Annotated in this window: 16 protein-coding genes; 12 read left to right on the top strand and 4 right to left on the bottom strand. The window is 68.2% G+C overall.

What is annotated here, in order from left to right:
- Positions 1-147 precede the first annotated feature (147 nt).
- On the bottom strand, positions 148-2,394 hold the full coding sequence (locus tag AC07X5_RS02025; protein ID WP_494768863.1) for a heavy metal translocating P-type ATPase: 2,247 nt from the start codon (positions 2,392-2,394) through the stop codon (positions 148-150).
- Between the two features lie 108 nt (positions 2,395-2,502).
- On the opposite strand from AC07X5_RS02025, the gene AC07X5_RS02020 reads away from it, so the two are divergent.
- From AC07X5_RS02020 to cueR, 3 genes are all read left to right on the top strand, one after another.
- Positions 2,503-3,591, top strand: coding sequence for a flavodoxin family protein (locus tag AC07X5_RS02020; protein WP_494768862.1), 1,089 nt, complete (start codon positions 2,503-2,505; stop codon positions 3,589-3,591).
- A 110-nt stretch (positions 3,592-3,701) separates the two neighbouring features.
- On the top strand, positions 3,702-3,920 hold the full coding sequence (locus tag AC07X5_RS02015) for a heavy-metal-associated domain-containing protein (RefSeq protein WP_409959964.1): 219 nt from the start codon (positions 3,702-3,704) through the stop codon (positions 3,918-3,920).
- On the top strand, positions 3,917-4,345 hold the full coding sequence (gene cueR / locus AC07X5_RS02010; RefSeq protein WP_494768861.1) for a Cu(I)-responsive transcriptional regulator: 429 nt from the start codon (positions 3,917-3,919) through the stop codon (positions 4,343-4,345). The genes AC07X5_RS02015 and cueR overlap by 4 nt, the downstream gene beginning before the upstream one ends.
- On the opposite strand, the gene AC07X5_RS02005 is transcribed toward cueR, so the two are convergent.
- On the bottom strand, positions 4,342-5,091 hold the full coding sequence (locus tag AC07X5_RS02005) for a TetR/AcrR family transcriptional regulator (protein ID WP_494768860.1): 750 nt from the start codon (positions 5,089-5,091) through the stop codon (positions 4,342-4,344). The genes cueR and AC07X5_RS02005 overlap by 4 nt on opposite strands.
- A gap of 151 nt (positions 5,092-5,242) precedes the next feature.
- Between AC07X5_RS02005 and AC07X5_RS02000 the strand changes: the two genes are divergently transcribed.
- Genes AC07X5_RS02000 through AC07X5_RS01970 form a run of 7 tightly spaced genes read left to right on the top strand, consistent with a single transcriptional unit; the run spans position 5,243 to position 12,708 of the window.
- On the top strand, positions 5,243-6,112 hold the full coding sequence (locus AC07X5_RS02000) for an ABC transporter ATP-binding protein (protein ID WP_494768859.1): 870 nt from the start codon (positions 5,243-5,245) through the stop codon (positions 6,110-6,112).
- Positions 6,109-6,990: a branched-chain amino acid ABC transporter permease gene (locus AC07X5_RS01995; protein WP_409954673.1), complete on the top strand. Its 882-nt coding sequence runs from the start codon at positions 6,109-6,111 to the stop codon at positions 6,988-6,990. Before AC07X5_RS02000 ends, AC07X5_RS01995 begins: the two co-directional genes overlap by 4 nt.
- Before the next feature lie 8 nt (positions 6,991-6,998).
- Positions 6,999-8,036 carry a branched-chain amino acid ABC transporter permease gene (locus AC07X5_RS01990; RefSeq protein ID WP_494768858.1) on the top strand — a complete coding sequence of 346 codons (1,038 nt, stop codon included), beginning with the start codon at positions 6,999-7,001 and terminating at the stop codon, positions 8,034-8,036.
- A 43-nt stretch (positions 8,037-8,079) separates the two neighbouring features.
- Positions 8,080-9,270 (top strand): ABC transporter substrate-binding protein, encoded by a 1,191-nt coding sequence (locus AC07X5_RS01985; protein WP_494768857.1) that lies wholly within the window; start codon positions 8,080-8,082, stop codon positions 9,268-9,270.
- Between the two features lie 10 nt (positions 9,271-9,280).
- Entirely contained in the window at positions 9,281-10,102 is an 822-nt protein-coding gene (locus tag AC07X5_RS01980; RefSeq protein ID WP_494768856.1) for an ABC transporter ATP-binding protein, read from the top strand.
- Positions 10,099-11,898: an AMP-dependent synthetase/ligase gene (locus tag AC07X5_RS01975; protein WP_494768855.1), complete on the top strand. Its 1,800-nt coding sequence runs from the start codon at positions 10,099-10,101 to the stop codon at positions 11,896-11,898. Before AC07X5_RS01980 ends, AC07X5_RS01975 begins: the two co-directional genes overlap by 4 nt.
- Before the next feature lie 12 nt (positions 11,899-11,910).
- Positions 11,911-12,708, top strand: a complete 798-nt coding sequence (locus tag AC07X5_RS01970; protein WP_494768854.1) for an enoyl-CoA hydratase/isomerase family protein — start codon at positions 11,911-11,913, stop codon at positions 12,706-12,708.
- Positions 12,709-12,723: 15 nt separating this feature from the next.
- Here AC07X5_RS01970 and AC07X5_RS01965 read toward each other — a convergent pair whose 3' ends face one another.
- Positions 12,724-13,764, bottom strand: a complete 1,041-nt coding sequence (locus AC07X5_RS01965; RefSeq protein WP_409954679.1) for a recombination-associated protein RdgC — start codon at positions 13,762-13,764, stop codon at positions 12,724-12,726.
- A gap of 328 nt (positions 13,765-14,092) precedes the next feature.
- Between AC07X5_RS01965 and AC07X5_RS01960 the strand changes: the two genes are divergently transcribed.
- A complete protein-coding gene (locus AC07X5_RS01960) occupies positions 14,093-14,632 on the top strand; it encodes a Spy/CpxP family protein refolding chaperone (RefSeq protein ID WP_409954680.1) in 540 nt (179 codons plus the stop codon).
- 178 nt (positions 14,633-14,810) lie between these two features.
- A complete protein-coding gene (locus AC07X5_RS01955) occupies positions 14,811-15,392 on the top strand; it encodes an acyloxyacyl hydrolase (protein ID WP_494768853.1) in 582 nt (193 codons plus the stop codon).
- 1,075 nt (positions 15,393-16,467) lie between these two features.
- Here AC07X5_RS01955 and AC07X5_RS01950 read toward each other — a convergent pair.
- Entirely contained in the window at positions 16,468-21,342 is a 4,875-nt protein-coding gene (locus AC07X5_RS01950) for an EAL domain-containing protein (protein WP_494768852.1), read from the bottom strand.
- Positions 21,343-21,451: the final 109 nt, after the last annotated feature.

The raw sequence follows: 21,451 nt of genomic DNA, 5'->3' as shown, positions 1-21,451 counted from the left end.
CTGTCGTCCTTTGAATAGGTGTACGTGCTGGTGGCGGACTGCCGGGAAGCCCCTGCATGGCAAAGGCAACCCGCCCCCGTATCCGCCGGCCTGCAACAAAACGTTGCAGTTTGCCACGTGACTGTGACCATACGCCATACGTGTTTATCACATGCGCCACCGCTTGAGCAAAAGGGCGTTGGCCATCACGCTCACCGAACTGAGCGCCATGGCCGCCCCGGCCACCACCGGACTCAGGTAACCGAGGGCCGCCAGGGGGATGCCGGCCACGTTGTAGGCAAAGGCCCAGAACAGGTTCTGGCGGATCTTCAGCACCGTGCGGTGCGATATGTCGAGCGCCGCTGCCACCAGCCGCGGATCGCCGCGCATCAGCGTGATGCCGGCCGCGTGCATGGCCACATCCGTGCCATTGCCCATGGCCATGCCCACATCGGCCGCAGCCAGGGCCGGCGCATCGTTGACGCCATCACCCACCATGGCCACCACATGGCCGCCCTGCTGCTGCAGTGCAGCAACCCGCGCCGCCTTGTCGCCCGGCAACACCTCGGCCATCACCTCGCCGGCGGCAGGGTCGAGACCCAGGCGGCGCGCCATGGCCTCGGCAGCGCCACGGTTGTCGCCTGAGACCATCACGGTGCGGATACCACGGCCCTTCAATGCCGCCAGGGCCTCGCGCGCACCGGGCTTGGGCTCATCGCCAAAAGCCATCAGCGCGCGCAGTGCCAGGCCGCCAGGGGTGCGCTCGGCCACGGCCGAGACCGTGGCGCCCTCGGCCTGCAGGGCCGCAGCGCGATCTGCCAACGGTCCCATGTCCACCCCCAGCTCCTGCATCCAGCGCAGACTGCCCACCAGGTAGCTGGCGCCCCGCACCTCGCCCTCCGTGCCGCGCCCGGGCACGGCACGCACGGCATCGGGGGACAGCAGGGCCAGCTCGCGTTCCTGCGCCGCGCGCACCACGGCACGCGCCAGCGGGTGTTCGCTGCCGCTCTGCACGGCGGCAACCGCCGCCAGGGCCCCGCCCTCTTCCACGCCCGGCACGACTTCAAAGGCGATCAGGCGCGGCTGCCCCACGGTCAGCGTGCCGGTCTTGTCAAAGGCCACCGTGTCCACCTGGTGCGCGCGTTCCAGCGCCTGCGCGTCCTTGATCAGAATGCCGTGCTTCGCCGCCACCCCCGTGCCCGCCATGATGGCCGCCGGCGTGGCCAGGCCCAGCGCACAGGGGCAGGCGATCACCAGCACCGCCACGGCATGGATCAGCGCCGCCTCCAGTCCCGCGCCGGCCCACAGCCAGCCCAGCAGGGTGGCCAGGGCAATCGCCAGCACCACAGGCACGAACACGGCCGAGACCTTGTCCACCAGCCGCTGCAGCGGCGCCTTGGCGGCCTGCGCGTCCTCCACCAGGCGGATGATGTGCGCCAACACCGTCTCGGCGCCCACGGCCGTCACCGCCATCACGATGCGCCCGTCGCGATTGATCGAACCACCCGTGAGCGGTGCGCCCACGTCGCGCGCCACGGGCAGGGGCTCGCCGGTCAGCATGGATTCGTCCACTTGCGTGTGGCCCTCGTGCACCGTGCCGTCCACGGGGATGCGCTCGCCCGGGCGCACCACCAGCCGGTCGCCCACCAGCACCTCGGCCACGGGCACATCCACCTCGCCGGCCTTGCCCAGCAGGTGCACGACATCGGGGCGCAACGCATGAAGTGCGCGGATGGCCGCCGTGGTCTGGCGCTTGGCGCGCGCCTCCAGCCACTTGCCCAGCAGCACCAGGGTGACCACCACGGCCGAGGCCTCGAAATACAGGTGCGGGGCGTGGCCTGCATGGGCTGTAAGCCACAGCCACACCGACAGCCCCCAGCCCGCGCTGGTGCCCACGGCCACCAGCAGGTCCATGTTGCCCGACAGGGCCCGTGCGGCATGCCAGCCCGCCTTGTAGAAACGCGCGCCCAGGATGAACTGGACGGGAGTGGCCAGCACGAACTGCAGCCAGGCCGGCAGCATCCAGTGCTGCCCGAACAGGTCGCCCACCATGGGCAGCACCAGCGGGGCCGACAGCGCCAGCCCTACGCCCACGGGCAGAAAGCCCGCCCAGGCAGAGAGGTCTTCGGCCGCCTCGCCCTGCCCCGTGGCCAGCGGCTCATAACCCGCATTGCGCACCGCCCGGCGCAACTGTGCCTCCAGCGCCGCGGCATCGGCTCCCTCGGGCACCGCCATGGCCACGCGCACCGATTCCGTGGCCAGGTTGACGGCAGCGTCCTCCACGCCGGGCACCTTGCGCAGCGCGCGCTCCACACGGCCCACACAGCTCGCGCAGGTCATGCCGCCAATGCCGAAGTCGAACTGCTGCTGTTGCACTGCAGCAGAAGAGGAAGGAGAAAGGGTCGTCGTGTTCATGGCATGGAAGTTACAGCTTGCCATCATGTCAAGGTCAAGCCCTTGCCCCAGATCAAGTCGGCGCCTTGTCCGATACGGACGCCGGGTGGCCGGTAGTCGAATCCATCCATGACAAGCCCCACACCCCCACGGGCGCGCACCGGCCAGGCCCCAGAGCCGCTGGACCGCGCCGCATTCCGCGAACGCTTTCTGCTCGACTTCCAGGACCCGCGCTTTGCCGACGAGGCCGCCGACGCCCTGGACCGCATCGAGGGCATTGCCTGGCGCAACTACGACGACAACCGCAAGGCGCCGCGCACGCGCAAGGCCGGACCCGGCTATGCCGACCCGGACTACGACCTGTCCGTCGACTGGATCGAGGCCAAGGAGCGCATCGACGCGGCGCGCCAGCGCTGGGCCGATCCGGCCAGCCCCTCGCGCGTGCTGCTGGTCTGCGGTTCGGCCCGCAACGACGGCACCTGCCCCGGCGAGATCTCCAAGAGCTGGCGCATGCTCAACATGGCGCGCGACGTGCTGGCGGCCGAGCACATCGAGGTCGACCTCCTCGACCTGAGCCGCGTCACCTCCGACTACGGGCGCCACATCCACCCCTGCAAGGGCTGCGTCTCCACCGCCATGCCGCTGTGCCACTTTCCGTGCAGCTGCTACCCCAACCACGCCATGCGCCAGACCGGCGACTGGATGAACGAAATCTACGAACGCTGGACCGCCGCGCACGGCGTGATGATCATCACCCCCGTGTACTGGTACCAGTCGCCCAGCCCGCTCAAGCTCATGATCGACCGCCTGGTCTGCGCCGACGGCGGCAACCCCGATCCCACCAGCACCCACGGCAAGAAGTCAGCCGAAGCCAAGGCGCTGGAACTCGCTGGCTGGGGCTATCCCAAGCACCTGGAAGGCCGCACCTATGCCGTGGCCGTGCACGGCGACGTGGCCGGCATCGAGATGTCGCGCCGCGCCCTGTCGGACTGGCTCGACTGGATGGGCTTCATCGACGCCGGCCAGGCCGCGCGGCTGGACCGCTACATCGGCTACTACGAAAGCTATGCCCAAAGCCACGAGGTGCTGGACCGGGACCAGGCCATGCAGGCCGAGATCCGCGGCGCGGCCCAGGCCCTGGCGGTGGCCGTGGGCGAGCTGCGCGCAGGCCGGCTCTCGCGCCCCGATGCACACGTGAAGCGCGCCCGGCCCAAATAGGCCTGAAAAAAGGTGGTTCGCACCAAGGTCTTGGCATGGCGCTTGACCTTGCCACCATGTGAAGGTTTACGCTCCCTGCCATCCCATCCACTTTCAGCAAGGAGCCTTCCATGACAGCATCCAGCACCACCAGCCACGACTTCCAGGTCCAGGGCATGACCTGCGGCCACTGCGAGCGCGCCGTGACCCAGGCCGTGCAGGGCGTGGACCCCGATGCCAGCGTGCGCATCGACCGGGCCAGCGGCAGCGTGCACGTGGCGCACAGCAGCGCCGACCGCGCAGCGCTGGCCGCGGCCATCGCCGAAGAAGGCTACGCCGTCACGGCATGAGCAAGACGGCTTGGCCCGTGCCCATCGGCGAGGCCGCGCGCCGCGCCGGGGTTTCGGCGCGCATGGTGCGCCACTACGAATCCCTGGGCCTCGTGGCCGGCGTGGCGCGCACCGACAGCGGCTACCGCCAGTACACCGAGGCCGACGTGCACGGCCTGCGCTTCATCCGCCGCGCGCGCGACCTGGGCTTTTCGATGGAAGAGATCGCCGGACTGCTCGCCCTGTGGCAGGACCGCAGCCGCGCCAGCAGCCAGGTCAAGCGCATCGCGCAGGAGCACATCGCCGACCTGGGCGAGCGCATCGCCGCCATGCAGGCCATGCAGCGCAGCCTGCAGACGCTGGTCTCGTGCTGCCATGGGGACGAGCGGCCCGATTGCCCCATCCTCGATGACCTGGCGGGGGAGCTCCCTGCCCAGAAGCACTAGGCGCGCTTGCGCGCCGCCGGTGAAGCAGCAGCAGCAGCAGGTGCGGCCTTGCGCACGCGCCTGACAGGCACCTTGGCCACGGCCTGGTCCGTGCGCCGCAGCACCCCCTTGCACAGCGTCTCGATGCACTGCCCGGCCACCTGCTCGGCCGTGTACTCGCCACCGGGCTGGTACCAGCGGCCGATCCAGCTCAGCGCCCCGGCGATCACGAAGGCCGTCATCTTCGGGTCGCAGGGCTGCAGCGAGCCCTCTTCCACCCCTTCAGCCACCAGGCGGCGGAATTCCTTGTCGATGGCGGACTTGAGGCGCCGCAGCTCCACCCGGCTCTCGGGCGGCAGCTGCTCGTCGCCCACGCGGATCAGGCACTTGCCGAAATCCTCGGTGACGATGCGCGCATAGACCTGCATGCAGGTCATGAGCTGGTCGATGGCCTTGCCGCCGGCGGCGCGCGAACCGGCTATGCCCTCCAGCATCATCTCCAGCCCCTTGCTCACGCACTGCAGCAGGATCTCGTCCTTGTTCTTCACGTAGTAGTACAGCGTGGGCTTGGTCACATTGAGCCGCGCGGCGATGTCGTCGAGCGAGGTCGCATGGAAACCCCGCTCGTTGAACAGCTGGGCCGCCGCCTGCAGCACGGCATTGCGCTTGGCCTCGCGCTGCTGTTCGCGGTGGGACGCGGGCGCCCAGGGCGATGCGGGCGGGCGCGGGTCGGCACTGCGGGGGGGCGACACGGTGGGGCTGGGCATGGCAGGCTGGTTCCTCGGGAAAGTACGGATGCTGATGGGGCGCAGTGCCTTCCAGAATCTACTCGCGAGTAAACAGTTTACGCACAAGTAGAACTTTTCCGCCACCTTGGCGAGAGTTTTCCGGTCAGCACAAACCCGCATTAGAAAGCCAATGGAGACACACCCACCCGGCATTCCCCCCGCCACGGCAGCGCCGCTGCTCGCGGTCGACGGCGTCACGCTGGCCTTCGGCGGGGTCAAGGCGCTCACCGGCGTGGGCTTTGGCGTGCAGGCCGGCTCCATCACCGCCGTCATTGGCCCCAACGGCGCGGGCAAGACCTCGCTGTTCAACACCATCTCGGGCTTCTACCGGCCCGCCAGCGGCGCCATCCGCTTCAAGGGCCAGGACATCACGCGTGTGCCCGCCCCCCGGCGCGCCCGGCTGGGCCTGGGGCGCAGCTTCCAGAACATCGCGCTGTTCCGCGGCATGACGGTGCTCGACAACATCAAGCTCGGCCGCCACGCGCACCTCAAGACCAACGTGCTCGACGCACTGCTCTACGTGGGCCGCGCGCGCCGCGAAGAGGCCGCCCTGCGCGCCGACATCGAGGAGCGCATCATCGACTTCCTGGAGATCGACCACATCCGCCACGCGCCCGTCTCGGCCCTGCCCTACGGCCTGCAAAAACGCGTGGAGATGGCCCGCGCACTGGCCATGCAGCCCGAGGTGCTGATGCTCGACGAACCCGTGGCCGGCATGAACCGCGAGGAGACCGAGGACATGGCGCGCTTCATCCTTGACGTGCGCGCCGAATGGGGTGTCACCGTGCTCATGGTCGAGCACGACATGGGCATGGTCATGGACCTGTCGGACCACGTGGTGGTGCTCAACTTCGGCCAGGTCATCGCCCAGGGCACGCCGGGGCAGGTGCAGGCCAACCCCGAGGTGGTCCGCGCCTACCTGGGCGCGGGCAACGTGGGCGACCTGCGCGCCCGGTTCCAGGCAGCAGCCGCCACACCGCAGCAAGGGGCCAGCGCATGATGGACTGGGCCTACCTGTTCGAGATCAGCCTCACCGGCATTGCCGGCGGCGGCCTGTACGCCCTGGCCGCGCTGGCCTTCGTCATGGTCTACAAGGCTACGCGCGTGGTGAACATCGCCATCGGCGAACTGCTCATGGTCGGCGCGTACCTGTTCTTCACCTTCGCCGCCACCTTCGCGATGCCGCTGTGGCTGGCCATTCCCGCCGCGGTGCTGGGATCGGGCCTGCTGGGCGCGGTGATCGAGCGCACCATGATCCGCCCGCTGCTGGGCGAACCGCCGATCTCCGTCTTCATGGTCACCGTGGGCCTGGCCTCGGTGCTCGTGGGCCTGGTGGAGATGATCTGGACCGCCGACCAGCGCCGCCTGCCCGAATTCATGCCCACCAAGCCCATCATGGTGGGCGATGCCTTCCTCGCGCCCAAGGTGTTCTGGGGCGCCATGATCGCCGTGGCCTTCATCGCCGCGGTGCTGCTGGTGTTCCGCTTCTGGCGCGGCGGCGTGGCCCTGCGCGCCACGGCCAGCGACCAGGCCGCCGCCTACTCGGTGGGCATCAATGTGCCGCGCGTGTTCTCGCTGGCCTGGGTGGCCTCGGCCATGATCGCCGCGGTCTCCGGGATCATCGTCGGCTCCATCGGCGGCATCTCGTCGAGCATGGGCGTGTTCGGCCTCTCGGTGCTGGTGGTGGTCATCGTGGGCGGGCTCGACAGCGTGCTCGGCGCACTGCTGGGCGGCCTGCTCATCGGCCTGGTCGAAGCATTGGCGGGCGCCTACCTGGGCGGCGAATACAAGCTCTTGGCCACCTTCATCGTGCTCGTGGCCGTGCTGCTGGTGCGTCCGTACGGCCTGTTCGGCACGCACGAAATAGAACGTCTGTAAGGCCCGCCATGCGCATCGGAACCCTCAAGGAAAGCTACGTCGCCGACGCGGCGCTGTTCGACTCGCGCACGCAGAAGGTCTGGCTCGCCGTGGCCGCCGCGCTGCTGCTGCTCTTTCCCTTCATGGCCAGCGACTACTGGCTCTACCTGGCCTGCCTGGTCAGCATCAACGTCGCCAGCGCCACGGGCCTCAACATCCTCACCGGCTACACCGGCCTCGTGAGCCTGGGGCAGGCCGCCTTCATGGGCCTGGGGGCCTACACCGTGGCCGTGCTGGAGACGCGCGCGGGCACGCCCTTCGTGCTCAACCTGCTGGCCGGCGGCTTGGTGGCCATGCTGGGCGGAATCGTCGTGGGCATCCCCTCGCTGCGCGTCAAGGGCCTGTACCTGGCCATCGCCACCATCGCGGCATCCTTCATCGCGCACTTCATCTTCGCCAACTGGAAGTTCACGGGCGGCACCGGCGGCCTGAGCGTGCCGCCGGCCAAGTTCTTCGGCCTGGCGCTCGACACCTCGTTCCGCCTGTACTGGGTGATCGTGCCGGTCACCGTGCTCATGCTGCTGGGCGCGGCCAACCTGTTCCGCACGCGCGTGGGCCGCGCCTTCATCGCCATCCGCGACCGCGACATCTCGGCCGAGGTGCTGGGCATCCCCCTGCTGCGCTACAAGCTGCTGTCCTTCGGCCTGTCTTCGTTCTATGCGGGCTTGGCCGGTGGGCTGTGGGCCTATTTCTTCCGCGTGGTCACGCCCGAGAGCTTTCCGCTGCTCATGTCCATCTTCTTCCTGGCGGCCATCATCGTCGGCGGCATGGGCTCCATCCTGGGCGGCATCCTGGGTGCGGTGTTCATGACCATGGTGCCCGAGCTGCTCAAGCTGGTGGTCGACCTGCTGCCCGGCGGCAACGAGCTCACGGTGTTCCTCTCGCCCGTGCGCACCGTGGTCTTCGGCCTGCTGATCATCGGATTTCTGGTGTTCGAGCCACAGGGGCTCGCAGAAGTGTGGCGGCGCATTCGCCGCTTTTTCCATCTGTGGCCGTTCCGCAATTGACGGGCCCCGCCGCAGCCAAAAAACCATGAAGGAGACAAGCACCATGCCCCAAACCACCACCCCAGCCCTTGCATCGCAGCGCCGCCGCTCCCTGCTGCTCGCGGCCGGCGCCACGCTCGCCGCGCCGCTCACCGCCACCGCGCAGGCCAGCGGCGAGGACATCGTGATCGGCGGCTCCATCCCGCTCACCGGCGTGTTCGCCTTCGCGGGCGTGGGCATCAACGCCGGCATCGGCGACTACGTGAAGATGGTCAACGACGCCGGCGGCATCAAGGGCCGCAAGCTCAGGTACGTGCCCGAGGACACGGGCTACAAGGTCGACGTCTCGGTGGCCGCCTACAAGAAGATCACCAGCCAGAACAAGGTGAACCTCTACTACGGCGACTCCACGGGCTTTTCCAAGACCATCAATCCCGAGCTCGACCGCGCCGGCACCACGCTGATGGCCGGCGCCTCCTTCGCCAGCGAGCTCAACGACCCGAAGAAGTACCCCAACCAGTTCCTCGTCGGGCCCGACTACACCGAGATGTTCGGCATCCTGCTCAAGCACATCGCCAAGGAAAAGCCCGGCGCCAAGGTGGCCTTCGTGTACTCCGATTCGGAATTCGGCCGCGACCCCATCGACAAGAGCGAGGCCGCCGCCAAGGCGCTCGGCCTGTCGGTGCCCGTCAAGATCATGACGCCCGCAGGCAGCGTAGACGTCTCGGGCGAGGTCATCAAGCTGCGCCGTGCCGCGCCCGACTACACGATCTTCCACGGCTACATCCTGGCCCCCATTCCCGAGTTCATCACCCAGGGCAAGCAGCAGGGCATGACCAGCAAGTGGATGGGCACCTTCTGGACCATGGACAGCTCCACCGTGATGAAGATGGGCGAGGCCGCCGACGGCTTCATGGGTGTGATGCCCTACCGCTACTACTACGACACCGAGAAGGCGCCCATGCTGGAGAAGATCCGCGCGCTGCGCCCCGAGTACCAGAGCACGGCCTACATCCAGGGCTTTCTCGCTGCCATGCTGTTCACCGAATCGGCCAAGCGCTGCCTGGATGCGGGCAAGCCCCTCGACGGCAAGAACCTCAAGGCCGCGCTCAACAGCATCAAGGACTTCGACACCGGTGGCCTGATCGGCGTGCCGATCACCATCAGCGGCAACTCCATCCCCGTGGGGCGCGTGTACCGCGCGGACATGAAGGCCCAGAAGATGGTCGCAGCCTCCGACTGGATCAAACTGTGACCAGCCTGCCATGACCGCGCACGCCACGCCGGACCATGTCCTCGAAGTCAATAACATCGAGGTCATCTACAACCAGGTCGTGCAGGCCCTGCGCGGCCTGTCGCTGGCCGTGCCGCGCGGCCAGATCGTGGCATTGCTGGGCAGCAACGGCGCGGGCAAGTCCACCACGCTCAAGGCCATCTCGGGCCTGCTGGCGCTCGAAGACGGCACGGTGGAGTCGGGCAGCATCCGCTTCAACGGCCAGCCCACCGCGGGCCTGGCACCGCAGCAGTTGGTGCGCAGCGGCCTCTCGCACGTGATGGAGGGCCGGCGTGTGTTCGAGGACCTCACCGTCGAAGAGAACCTGGTGGCCGCGACCTATGCGCTCACCGGCCGCACCGATGCCAAGCCCGACTTCGACAGCGTCTACAGTTACTTCCCACGCCTGCACGAGCGCCGCAAGGGCCTGGCCGGGTACCTCTCGGGCGGCGAGCAGCAGATGCTGGCCATCGGCCGCGCCCTCATCGCCCAGCCCCAGCTGATCCTGCTCGACGAGCCCTCGCTGGGCCTGTCGCCCAAGCTGGTGGAAGACATCTTCACCATCATCGCACGCATCAACGCCGAGCGCGGCACCTCCATGCTGCTGGTGGAGCAGAACGCCACCGTGGCCCTGGCCGTGGCCCACCAGGGCTACATCATGGAGAACGGCAAGATCGTGATCGACGGCCCGGCCGAGCGCCTGGCCAACGACCCCGACGTGCGCGAGTTCTACCTCGGCATGGGCGGCAGCGGCGAAGCGAAAAGCTTCAAGGACATCAAGCACTACAAGCGCAGGAAGCGTTGGCTGTCATGAATCTTCCCGACCTCACCCTGCCCCAGATGCTGCGCGAGCGCGCGCGCACCGAGCCGGGCCGCGTAGCCATCCGGCAGAAGGACTACGGCATCTGGAAGCCCTTCACCTGGGCCCGCTATCACGAGCGCGCCTGCCACTTCGGCCTGGGCCTGCGCGCGCTGGGCCTGCCGGCCGGCGGCCATGTGGGCGTGATCTCCGAGAACCGCATCGAATGGGTGCTCGCGCAGATGGGCGCGGGCCTGGTCGGCGCAGTCACCGTGGGCGTGTACCCCACCAGCCCCACCAACGAGGTGGCCTACGTGGTCGGCCATGCCGACATCGAAGTCATGGTCTGCGAGGACCAGGAGCAGACCGACAAGCTGCTCGCCGCGCTGCCAGAGCTGCCGCGCCTGAAGAAGATCATCGTCATCGAGACCAAGGGCCTGCGCAGCTTCGCACCCGAGGCGCGCGCGCTGATCGCCACCTTCGCCGAGGTCGAGGCGCTGGGCGCCGCAGCGGACTCACAGGCGCTGGTGGACGAGGCGCTGGCGCGCCAGACCCTGGACGACCTGGGCCTGATGATCTACACCTCGGGCTCCACCGGCAAGCCCAAGGGCGCCATGATCCGCTACCGCAACATCCGCGGCGTGGTGCCCGGCATCGTGGATCGGCTGCAGCTCGACGCGGCCACCACCCACCTGTCCTACCTGCCGCTGTGCCATGTGGCCGAGCAGATGCTCACCAGCTTCGTGCCGGTGTACATCGGCTCGCAGGTGAACTTCGGCGAATCGATCCGCACCGTGCAGGAAGACCTGCGCGAGGTGGCACCCACCATGTTCCTGGGCGTGCCGCGCATCTGGGAGAAGATGCACGCCGCCATCCACATCAAGCTGCAGGAGACCGGGGGCCTGCGCCGCCGGCTGTTCCAGCGCGCCTTCGCCGCCTGCCAGCCCCTGGCCGAGAAGCCGCGCAGCGCCTGGAGCCTGGGCGAGCGCCTGGCATCGGCCGCCAGCTACTGGCTGGTGTTCCGTGCGCTGCAGAACTTCATCGGCCTGCGCGATGCGCGCGTGGCGCTCACCGGGGCCGCGCCCATCCCGCCCGATGTGGTGCGCTTCTTTCGCGTGCTCGGCCTGCCGCTGGTGGAGGTCTACGGCCTGACCGAATCCACCGGCATGGTCACCGGCCACCGGTTGGACCAAGTGGTGGTGGGCACCGTGGGCGTGCCCATCCTGGGCGTGGAACACCGCATCGCCGACAACGGCGAGCTGCAGCTGCGCGGCGACATGGTGTTCGCGGGCTACTACCAGAACCCCGAGGCCACGGCCGCGAGCATCGTCGACGGCTGGCTGCACACCGGTGACGTGGTGCGTGAAGAGAACGGCCAGATCAAGATCGTGGACCGGCTCAAGGACATCATGATCACGGCCGGCGGCAAGAACCTCACCCCTTCGGAAATCGAGAACACCATGAAGGGCAGCCCCTTCATCAAGGAATGCATCATCGTCGCCGAGGGCCGCAAGTTCGTCGGCGCGCTGGTGATGATCGACTTCGAGACCGTGGGCAAATGGGCCGAGGCGCGGCGCATCGCCTTCACGCACTTCCGCTCGCTGGTGGAAACGCCCGAGGTGCGCGAACTCATCGACACCGAGATCCGCCGCGGCAACGAGCGCCTGGCCCAGGTCTCGCAGATCCGCCAGTTCCACCTGCTCACCAAGGAACTGGACCACGACGACGGCGAGGTCACCGCCACCATGAAGGTGCGCCGCTCCAGCATCTACAAGACCTACGCCGCCGAGATCGAAGCGCTGTACCGCTGAGGAAACCCCGCCATGACCGACCACGCCGAGGCAGCGCCTCCTCCCCTGCTGATCGAACGCCAAGGTGCCATCGCCACCCTGTGCTTCAACCGGCCCGCTGCGCTCAACGCCATCGACGTGCCCATGGCCCAGGCCTTCCTCGCCGCCGTGCAGGCCATCGCGCAGGACCCTGGCGTGCGCGTGGTGGTGCTGCGCGGCGCCGGCAAGGGCTTCATGGCCGGTGGCGACCTGGCCACCCTGCGCGCCAACCCTGTGCAGGGCGCCATGGACCTGCTCACACCCCTGCACGCCGGCCTGGCCCTGCTCGCGCAGATCGATGCACCCGTCATCGCCCAGGTGCATGGCGTGGCCGCAGGGGCCGGACTGTCCATGCTGCTGCAGGCCGACTACGTGCTGATGGCCGAGGGTACGCGCCTGAACCTGGCCTACATCAATCTGGGCACCAGTTGCGACGTGGGCGCCTCCTGGTCGCTGCCGCGCCTGGCCGGCATGCGCCAGGCGCTGGAGATCGCGCTGCTCGGCGATGCCTTCACGGCCGAGGACGCGCTGCGCCTGGGACTGGTGAACCGCATCCTGCCCGCCGCCGACCTCGATGCCGCCACCGCTGCGATGGCCGAACGCCTGGCCGCCGGCCCCACCGTGGCCTATGGCGCGATGAAGCGCCTCATGCGCCAGTCGATGGAGCGCAGCCTGCCCGAGCAGCTCCATGCGGAGCAGCAGGCCTTTGCCCGCTGCGCAGCCACCAGCGATTTCCGAGAGGGCATAGCGGCCTTCCACGAACGCCGCCCCGCGCAGTTCAACGGGCGCTGAACCCGGTCGGCAAGCTCAGAACGGCGCCGATTCCGGGTCCGTGTCCACCGGGGCTGTTGCCGGCCCGGTGATGGCGCGCCCGCCCACATCCTTGCCGCGCGGCGCCACGGGCACGGCGGATGCGAGGCTGGGGCGCGAAGCGGCAACAGCGCCACCGCCGGAGCCGACACCATCGGACTCACCCCCCAGCGCCTCGATCAGGTCGGGGATCAGCTTGGACAGTTCGCCCGTGGCGATCGCCACATCGGTATCGAAGCCGCCGTCATCGGCCTTGGTGCCCTCGAACACCGTGTCCAGAAAGGACACCTTCTTGATCTGCAGCCCCTCGGTCAGCATCAGCGAGACGCGGTCGTCCCAGGTCAGCGCCAGCTTGGTGGGCAGCTTGCCGGCGGCGATGTGGGCCTGCACCTCCTCGATGTCGAGCGGGTGGCGCGAATAGCGCACCACGGCCTTGGCCTCGTCGGCGCTTTTCAGCTCGCATTCGCGGTCCACGGTAAAGCCCACGGGCGGCTCCTGCGTGCTCAGCCAGTGCGACATGGCCGCCTGCGGGCTGGTCTCGGTGTACAGCAGCGAGACCGACAGGCCCGGCAGCGACTCGACCAGCAACGACACCACCTCGTCGGCACGGCCCTGGCTGCCGGTGTCGAAGACGATGGTGCGTGCCTCCTTGTCGATCCACACCCACATCGAGCCCTGCTTGGTGAAAGCCATGGGCAAGAGGTCGAGCTTGGCCTCTTCCTTGAGCTCCTTGCTCTCCTTCTTGCCCGGCTTGCGCCCGGTTTCCTTCTCGATGCGCTCGGCCTTTTCCTTCACGCGGCGGTTGAGCACCGAGCCCGGCAGCACCTTGGACTCGACCATGAAGCGCAGGATCCACTGCCCGCCCACCGATTCGACCAGGGCGCCATGCTCTTCGCCGCGCGGCGGGACAAAGCCCAGCGACTTTTCCTGCGTGGCACCGCATTCCATGAAGGGCAGCTTGGCCAGCGCCTCTTCCACCTGCGTCAATTCCACCTGCCATTGCGGCGCAATGCGGTACACGATCATGTTCTTGAACACGGAAACAAACCCCCTGGTTGCCGGACGAAGCTGTCCACCGGTGCCTGCACGCCGAGAGCGCTGCGGCACGGAACCCTCCATTGTCGGTGGTCGGCACACCCTTGCGCACCAGGTTGCAGCGCGGCACGGGGGCAATGCCCGCGCCCGGCCCGCTTTTGCTCCGCTTTTGATAGCTGCAGCGCCGCGCGGACAAAGACGATCTTCTTGTCACAACTTTACACTGGGACAAACAACGTGCATGCGCGCGATACATGGCAGGCGGACACTGCAGTCAACCGCTGGAACCGTCGTTCCGGGGCCTCTTCCCCCCTCTGAAAGGACTCTCGCCATGGCCTTCCTGTCCCGCCAAACCGTTGTTGCCGCCTCCGTCCTCGCCGCCCTGGCCCTGCCGGTGCTGGCCCAGCCCACCCCCGCCAACCCGCCCGCAGCCGGCACCGTGGCCGCGCCTGACGCCCGCAAGGGCCCCGGCGAGCACCGCGAACGCCACGAGGCCCGCAAGGCCCAGCGTGCCGCCGCACTCAAGGAGCAGCTCAAGCTGACCCCCAACCAGGAACCGGCCTGGAACACCTTTACGGCCTCCATGCAGCCCCAGGGCGACCGCCCCGCGCGCCTGGACCGCAAGGACATGGACAAGCTCACCACCCCCGAGCGCATCGACCGCATGCGGGCCCTGCGCGCCCAGCACGCCGCCGAGGCCGACCGCCGCGGTGAAGCCACCAAGGCCTTCTATGCCGTGCTGACCCCTGAGCAGCAAAAGACCTTCGACGCCCGCACCCACCGCATGGGCCCGCGCGGCGAGCACGGCAAGCATGGCCCCCACGGCCACCGTGGCAAGCCTGCCGGCACACCCCCTGCCTCCCAGTCGTGAGCGGCAGGGCCACACTCCCAGGTGTGGCCGGCAGGCAGCAGATGGCGAAGGGCCCCTCGGGGCCCTTTTCCTTTTTTGCCGCCAGCAAGGCGAGGTGGCGGCCTACAAAACACCCTGGGAATGCATTCCTAAACTTGTTTACATACAGTTGTGTATGTCAAACCACGGAACAAAAACCATGAACTCCAAAACCGTCCGAACCACCGTCTCTGCGCTCGCAGCCACCCTGGCCCTGGGCTGCCTGGCAGCATTGCCCCAGGCCGTCCAGGCGCAAAACGCACAGGCATCGCCCTCCGTCTACGTTCAGGGCTCCCAGGCCCGCCGCGACACCGATGTCCTCACCATCGGCGCCACCCTGCCCTGGAAGGACTGGCAGCGCCCCCTCTGGGGCGGCCAGCTCACGGGCTATTGGGACATCTATGCCAGCCGCTGGTCCTATGACGGCCTCTCGGGCCAGCGCGAGCACCTCAGCCTGGTCGGCGTCACCCCTACCCTGCGCCTGCGCATGGACGAGGGCCGTTCCGCCTGGTTCTGGGAGGGCGGCATCGGCCTCACGGTGGCCGACAAGCGCTACGAGATCCGGGACCGCACCTTCAGCACCCGCGCCAACTTCGCCTCCCACCTGGGCCTGGGCGTGAGCCTGGGCGAACAGCGCCAGCACGACATCGTGCTGCGGGTGCAACATGTCTCCAACGCCGGTATCAAAAAGCCCAACCCGGGCGAGAACTTCGTGCAGCTGCGCTACGGCTACCACTTCTGAGCCGGCCCCCGGTCCCGGCCCCGGAGCCCGCCACCCTGGCGGGCTTTTTTGTGCCCAGGCCCATCCCGGTCTGTGGATAACCATGGGTATGGTTGCCGAACAACCGATTGCTTATCCACAGCGCTTGGCTATTTCCAAAAGTTGTTGTCATCCAACTGCAGAGTTCACCCCCGCGGCGCCACAGGGTTTGAGGCCACGCAAGTGCGCGCCAGCATTGGGAAAAAAGGGCTTGTCCACACAAACAGCCCTTGCTCTATTACTACTGCTATTGATTTATAGAGCTATCAAAGAATAACAAGCAAAGCCAACGCGGGGCATGGAACGCCACAGTGCTCCTGGAAAGCGGCCCGGTGGCGGGTTGCCGTGCCCCGCGCATCGCGCAAGGCAGGAGGGAACCCACCCGTGGCTTGCGCAAGCCGACGAGACCCCTGTCTGCCCCCCAAGGTTCAGCGACAGGCTGCACCGGCCTGGACGGCCTGCAGAGGCCGTTTCGATGGCTGAGGCGAGGGGCAGAGGCCGTGGTGCCGCAGCCAGGGCTGCAAATGCCTCTGAGCAGGCCCCCAAAGTCCCTACCCCGGTGGAAAAAAGCGGCCTGTGCCGGCAACTTCTCCCCACATACGCAGCCCCTTGTGCATAACTTTGGGGGAATCGCTGGCACAAGCGCCTGGTTGTCCACAGCGAGGAGCCGTTTCCAGGTTTTGTCCCCGTTGGCGCTACAGCGGGACCCGCGTGCTGCGCACAGGGTTGGCGGCGACGCAAGTGCTTGTCACGCCAAAGGAAAAAGCCCTTGTCCACAGAAAAGCCGGTGCTTTACTACTACGACTATGTATTTATAAAGAAATTAAGAAGAAGACAGAGAACAACATCCCTTTGCGCCAGCACCCGGGCAGGGGCCAAAAAAGCGCACACCACTGGGCGTTGTTTCAGACGGGTTCTCAGCGCCAGAGGCCAGGAAACAAGCGCAGCCGGTAAAAACTGGCGCGCCCCAGGTCAGCGCCCCCGCGCTAGGGCCGCCCCGCCGCGCTGGGGGCGTCTCCTGGGGGGAATGGCGCCGCAGGCGACTCAGGGGGGCTTCTTATCCAGGACTGCGCAGGAAGGCCTCCAGCCGGTCCACGGAGAGGGGGCGGCTGAAGAAGTAGCCCTGGTAGAGCTGGCAACCTGCGCGGGCCAGCAGTTCGCGCTGCTCGGCGGTTTCCACGCCTTCGGCGATGACCTCCAGGCCCAGGCTGCGCGACAGGCCGATGATGGTGTCCACGATGGCGGCATCGTTGGGGTCGGTCAGCAGGTCGCGCACGAAGCTCTGGTCGATCTTGAGCTGGTCCAGCGGCATGCGCTTCAAGTAGCTCAGGCTCGAGTAACCGGTGCCGAAGTCGTCCAGCGAGAAGCCCACCCCGTAGGAGCGCAGGGCGGTCATGGTGGCGATGGTGGTTTCCATGTCCTCCACCAGCAGGCTTTCGGTCAGCTCCAGCTTGAGCAGGCCCGAGGGCGCGCCGGTGATGGCCAGCACCCGCGCCACGTCGTCCACGAAGCTCGCATGGCGGAACTGGCGCGAACTCACGTTGACGGCCACCGTGAGGTGGCTCAGGGCCGGGTCGTCCTGCCAGCTGGCCAGCAGCTTGCAGGCGGTGTGCAGCACCCAGCGGCCCAGCGGCAGGATCAGCCCGGTTTCCTCGGCCAGCGGGATGAACTGCGCCGGCGAGACCATGCCGCGCTGCGGATGCGCCCAGCGCAGCAGTGCCTCCACCCCCACCACCAGGCCCGACTGGCGCACCTGGGGCTGGAAGTGCAGCAAAAACTCCTCCTGCGCCAGGGCCGAGCGCAGGTCGGTCTCCAGCGAGGCGCGTTCGGTCACCACCGCCTGCATCTGCGGGTTGAAGAAGCGCAGCGTGTTGCGGCCCGCTGTCTTGGCCTGGTACATGGCCAGATCGGCCTGCTTGAGCAGTTCACCCACGCTGGTCTGCTCGCCCGTGAAGGGCGCCACGCCAATGCTCGGCGTGCTGCGGTACTGGTAGCCGGCCAGTGCATACGGCAGTGCCAGCGTGGCCAGGATCTTCTCGCCCACCGACCGTGCGTGCAGCACCAGGTCGTCGGGCCGGCTGCTCAGCTCCTCGAGCATCACCACGAACTCATCGCCGCCCAGGCGCGCCACCGTGTCCACGGCACGCACGCAGGTGTTCAGGCGCTGCGCCACCTGCTGCAGCAGCAGGTCACCCTGGTCATGGCCCAGGGTGTCGTTGAGGGTCTTGAAGTTGTCCAGGTCGATGAACAGCAGCGCACCGCCGCGCTGGTGCCGCCGGGCACTGGCCAGCGCCTGGTGCATGCGGTCCATCAGCAGCATGCGGTTGGGCAGCCCGGTCAGCGGGTCGTAGAAGGCCAGGCGCTGGATCTCGCGCTCGGTGGCCTTGCGCTGGCGGATGTCGGTGTTGATGGCCAGGATGGAATGGGGCTGGCCGTTGTCGCCGCGCACCAGGGTCCAGCGGCCTTCCACGTCGATGGAACTGCCATCGCGGTGCTGCTGCACGATCTCGCCGGTCCACTCCCCATGCTCCAGCGTGGCCTGGGTGGCGCGGCGGAAATGCGTGGGGTCCCCGTACAGCAAGGTCTCGATCGACTGGCCCAGCACCTGCAGCTTCGACCAGCCGTACAGGCGCTCGGCGCTCTGGTTCCAGAAGATGATGCGGTGCTCCAGGTCGCGCACGATGATCGCGTCCTGGGCCTTGTCCAGCAGTGAGGCCTGGTGGCGTATGCGCGCATCGGCCACCTGGCGCTCGATCTCGGCCGAGGCACGGGCCGCGAAGATCTGCAGCGTGGAGATGATGAAGTTCGGATCGGCGATGGCCTGGCGGAACAGCACGAACACCAGGCCCACCACCTCGCCATCGGCATTGCACAGCTGCTGCCCGGCGTAGCCGCGCGCCTGCACCATGCGCAGCACGGGCGCCTCGGGATACAGCTGCTGCACCCCGTCGGCCACCACGAACTGGCGCTGGTTCAGGAGCTGCAGGCTGGGCGTGCCTTCCAGCGTGTAGTCGGTGGGCGCGAGGAACTGGCCATCGAGCACGGCCGCCAGCGTGCTCACCCGCGGGGGCTGGTCATGGTAGTGCGGCAGCAGGCGCACCACCCACCCGCCCTGGGCATCCAGGGCGTCGGCCATGTTGCGCACCAGCTGCTCGAAGAACTCCGTGCCGGTGCTGGCCGACACAGCCGCCGCCACCTTGAGCACCGAGGCCTGCAGCCGCTGCTGCGCCTTTTGCGTGCGCAGGCTGGTGATGCCGAAGGCCAGGTCGTTGGCCAGCTCCTGCAGCAGCGCGGTCTCCTCGGCACTGATCTGCAGCACCTGCGGGGCGTACAGGTACAGCAGGCCGAAGGTGCTGTCGCGGTCGCGCAGCGGCAGGCAGACCACGGCATGGAACCCGTGCTCCAGCATGCGCTCGGTCCAGTCCATGAAGTAGCGTTCCGCGCGGATGTCGCGCACGATCTCGGCCTGGCCCGAGCGCACGGCGCGGCCGGCGGGCCCGCGCCCGTAGCGCTCGTCCTCCGACCAACTGAGCTTCAGGGTCTCGAGGTAGTTGTCGTTGTGGCCTGCATGGGCCACCGGCTCGATGGACTTGCGCTCGTCGTCGCGCGCAAAGCCCACCCAGCCCATGCGGTAGCCGCCGATGTCCACCGCGATCTTGCAGATGGCCTGCAGCAGCGCCGCCTCGGAGGTGGCGCGCACCAGGGTCTCGTTGCAGGCACTGAGCAGGCGCTGGGCGCGGCCCATGCGTGCCAGCTCGGCCTCGTTGCGCACGCGCTCGGTCACGTCGGAGGCCAGCACCTGGCGCGCCGCCACGCCGTTGAAGTCGATGTTGCCCGCCGTGAGCTCCATGTCGATCAGGCTGCCGTCCTTGCGCACATGCCGGCGCACCTTGGGCCGGTTGCGCTGCTGCGGGTCGATGGCGCGCAGTTTGCGCTCGGCCAGTTCGCGGTGCTCCGGGGGCCACAGGTCCTGCATGCCCATGCGCAGCAGCTCCTTTTCGCTGTAGCCGTAGTGGTGCACCATGGCATGGTTCACGGCCAGGATGCGCAGGCTTTCTCGCTCGTACACCCACATGGGCTGCGGGTGCTCGTCGAACAGCAAGCGGTACTGCAGTTCCGAGGCATGCAGCTGCCCGGCCACGCGGCGCAACTGCACCGTGGCCCCGAGCGATTCGGCCAGGATCTCCAGGTGCGCGACATCGCGCCGCGAAAAAGCGTTGGCCTGGTCCGAGGTGACGGTGAGCGAGCCCACCACCATGTCCCCTGCGCGCAGCGGCGCCGCCATCACCGAGCGCACGCCACGGCGGTGCGCCATGGACTGCATGTCCCAGCCAGCGCCTTCGGTGTCGTTGCACAGCACCGAGCGGCCCTGCTGCAGCGAGGACCAGAGAAGGCCTTCATCCACCGCCAGCAGGTCGCCCATGGGCCGCACCATGTCGCCGGCCGAGGCCTTGGCCACCAGGTACCGGCCCTCGAGCAATTCCACCATGGCGCCGCGTGCGCCGGTCTGGCGCTGCACGGTCTCGGCCACCATGTGCAGCACCTCGGCCAGCGGCAGGTCGAGCGAGGAGATGCGCTGCTGCAGGTCCAGCAGTTCGGCATGGTTGTGCGTGTCGCGCTGGGCCTCCAGCTCGGTGGCCTTCTGCGCGCTGTGGTCGGCCATGCCGCCCACCATGCGCACGGCGCGGCCGCTGCTGTCGCGGATCAGGAAGCCGCGGTCCAGCACCCAGGCATAGCTGCCGTCCTGGCGGCGAAAGCGGTACTCGGCCGACCAGTGGCTGTCGGTCCCGTCGATGGCCGCATGGATGCCGCTGAGCACGGCTTCGCTGTCCTCGGGGTGCAGGCGCAGTGTCCAGGAGGTGCTGTCCGGCGGCAGCTCGCCGAGCGGCACGCCGAACAGGCTCTGCATGCCCTCGTTCCACCACATCGCGTCGGTGGTCAGGTTCCAGTCCCAGATCGCATCGGCCGTGGCGCGCGAGACGAGCTGGAAACGCTCTTCGCTGCGCTGCAGCGCCAGGTCGGCCTGGTGGCGCGCAGAGATGTCCTGGAAGGCCCCCTGGATGCGCACGATGCGGCCCTGCGCATCGCGCACCGCCTGGCCGGCGGTGCGCACCCAGAAATGCCGCCCGCCCGGCATGACGACTTCGGCCTCCAGGTCGAAGGGAGTGCCGTGGCGCATGCAGGCGCGGAAGGCCGCGCGCAAGGCGGCGCGGTACGGTGGCGTGTACAGGTCCTGGATCTGGCCCACGGTACTCACCCGCCGCGTCAGCCCGTAGGTGGCGGCAATCTCCTGCGACCAGCTCAGGCGCATGCTGGGCAGCTCCACGATCCAGCCGCCCACCTGCGCGATGCGTCCGGCCACGCGCAGCGTCTCGCCCTGCTCCAGCAACTCGCCGTGCATGCGGTCGCGCTGCTCCACCAGCTGGGCCAGCAGGCGCTGCTGGCGGCGCAGCTCCAGCTGCACCATGGCCTGCTCGGCCAGCACCGTGAGGCCGTCGAGCTGCTCGGCCGTGAGGCCGCGCACACGGGTGTCCAGCACGGCCAGCGTGCCCAGGGCAAAGCCTTCGCCATTGACCAGCGGCACACAGGCGTAGAAGCGGATGTGCGGGCTGCCGGTCACCAGCGGGTTGTGCGCGAACACGGGGTGCGCGCTGGCATCGCCCACCACCACCGGCTCCTTGCTGCCGTGCAGCGCGTGGGCGCAGAACGCGACGGCGCGGTCGGTCTCCTGGAAAGGGATGCCCACTGCGGCCTTGAACCACTGGCGCTCGCTGTCCACGAAATTGACCACCGCCATCGGCGTGCCGCAGATGCGCGAGGCCAGCACGGCCAGCTTGTCGAAGGCATCCTCGGACGGAGTGTCCAGGATGGCATAGGACTGCAGTGCATGGAGCCGCGCAGCCTCAGCGGTGGCGTGCTCTGGGTGCTGCATGCTCAGGCGCTCCAGCTGCCGCCCGGGCCGCACGCATCCACGTGTCGCAGACACGGTCTTGCAGGGAGCGGTATGGCCAGCATGGAGGGAAGAACCGGACCGGAGTCGG

Source organism: Acidovorax sp. GW458-11-26-14-TSB4 (assembly GCF_059423865.1).
Note: the sequence above shows the minus strand (reverse complement) of the source record. Positions and strands in the feature narration are given on the sequence as shown.

Bases quoted from the DNA above. Each gene is read 5' to 3' on its own strand.
- AC07X5_RS01985 (WP_494768857.1), top strand. From the start codon at position 8,080: ATGCCCCAAACCACCACCCCAGCCCTTGCATCGCAGCGCCGCCGCTCC.
- cueR (WP_494768861.1), top strand. From the start codon at position 3,917: ATGAGCAAGACGGCTTGGCCCGTGCCCATCGGCGAGGCCGCGCGCCGC.
- AC07X5_RS01995 (WP_409954673.1), top strand. From the start codon at position 6,109: ATGATGGACTGGGCCTACCTGTTCGAGATCAGCCTCACCGGCATTGCC.
- AC07X5_RS01980 (WP_494768856.1), top strand. From the start codon at position 9,281: ATGACCGCGCACGCCACGCCGGACCATGTCCTCGAAGTCAATAACATC.
- AC07X5_RS02005 (WP_494768860.1), bottom strand. From the start codon at position 5,091: ATGCCCAGCCCCACCGTGTCGCCCCCCCGCAGTGCCGACCCGCGCCCG.
- AC07X5_RS02015 (WP_409959964.1), top strand. From the start codon at position 3,702: ATGACAGCATCCAGCACCACCAGCCACGACTTCCAGGTCCAGGGCATG.
- AC07X5_RS02020 (WP_494768862.1), top strand. From the start codon at position 2,503: ATGACAAGCCCCACACCCCCACGGGCGCGCACCGGCCAGGCCCCAGAG.
- AC07X5_RS01960 (WP_409954680.1), top strand. From the start codon at position 14,093: ATGGCCTTCCTGTCCCGCCAAACCGTTGTTGCCGCCTCCGTCCTCGCC.
- AC07X5_RS01990 (WP_494768858.1), top strand. From the start codon at position 6,999: ATGCGCATCGGAACCCTCAAGGAAAGCTACGTCGCCGACGCGGCGCTG.
- AC07X5_RS01955 (WP_494768853.1), top strand. From the start codon at position 14,811: ATGAACTCCAAAACCGTCCGAACCACCGTCTCTGCGCTCGCAGCCACC.
- AC07X5_RS01970 (WP_494768854.1), top strand. From the start codon at position 11,911: ATGACCGACCACGCCGAGGCAGCGCCTCCTCCCCTGCTGATCGAACGC.
- AC07X5_RS01975 (WP_494768855.1), top strand. From the start codon at position 10,099: ATGAATCTTCCCGACCTCACCCTGCCCCAGATGCTGCGCGAGCGCGCG.
- AC07X5_RS02000 (WP_494768859.1), top strand. From the start codon at position 5,243: ATGGAGACACACCCACCCGGCATTCCCCCCGCCACGGCAGCGCCGCTG.
- AC07X5_RS01950 (WP_494768852.1), bottom strand. From the start codon at position 21,342: ATGCAGCACCCAGAGCACGCCACCGCTGAGGCTGCGCGGCTCCATGCA.
- AC07X5_RS02025 (WP_494768863.1), bottom strand. From the start codon at position 2,394: ATGAACACGACGACCCTTTCTCCTTCCTCTTCTGCTGCAGTGCAACAG.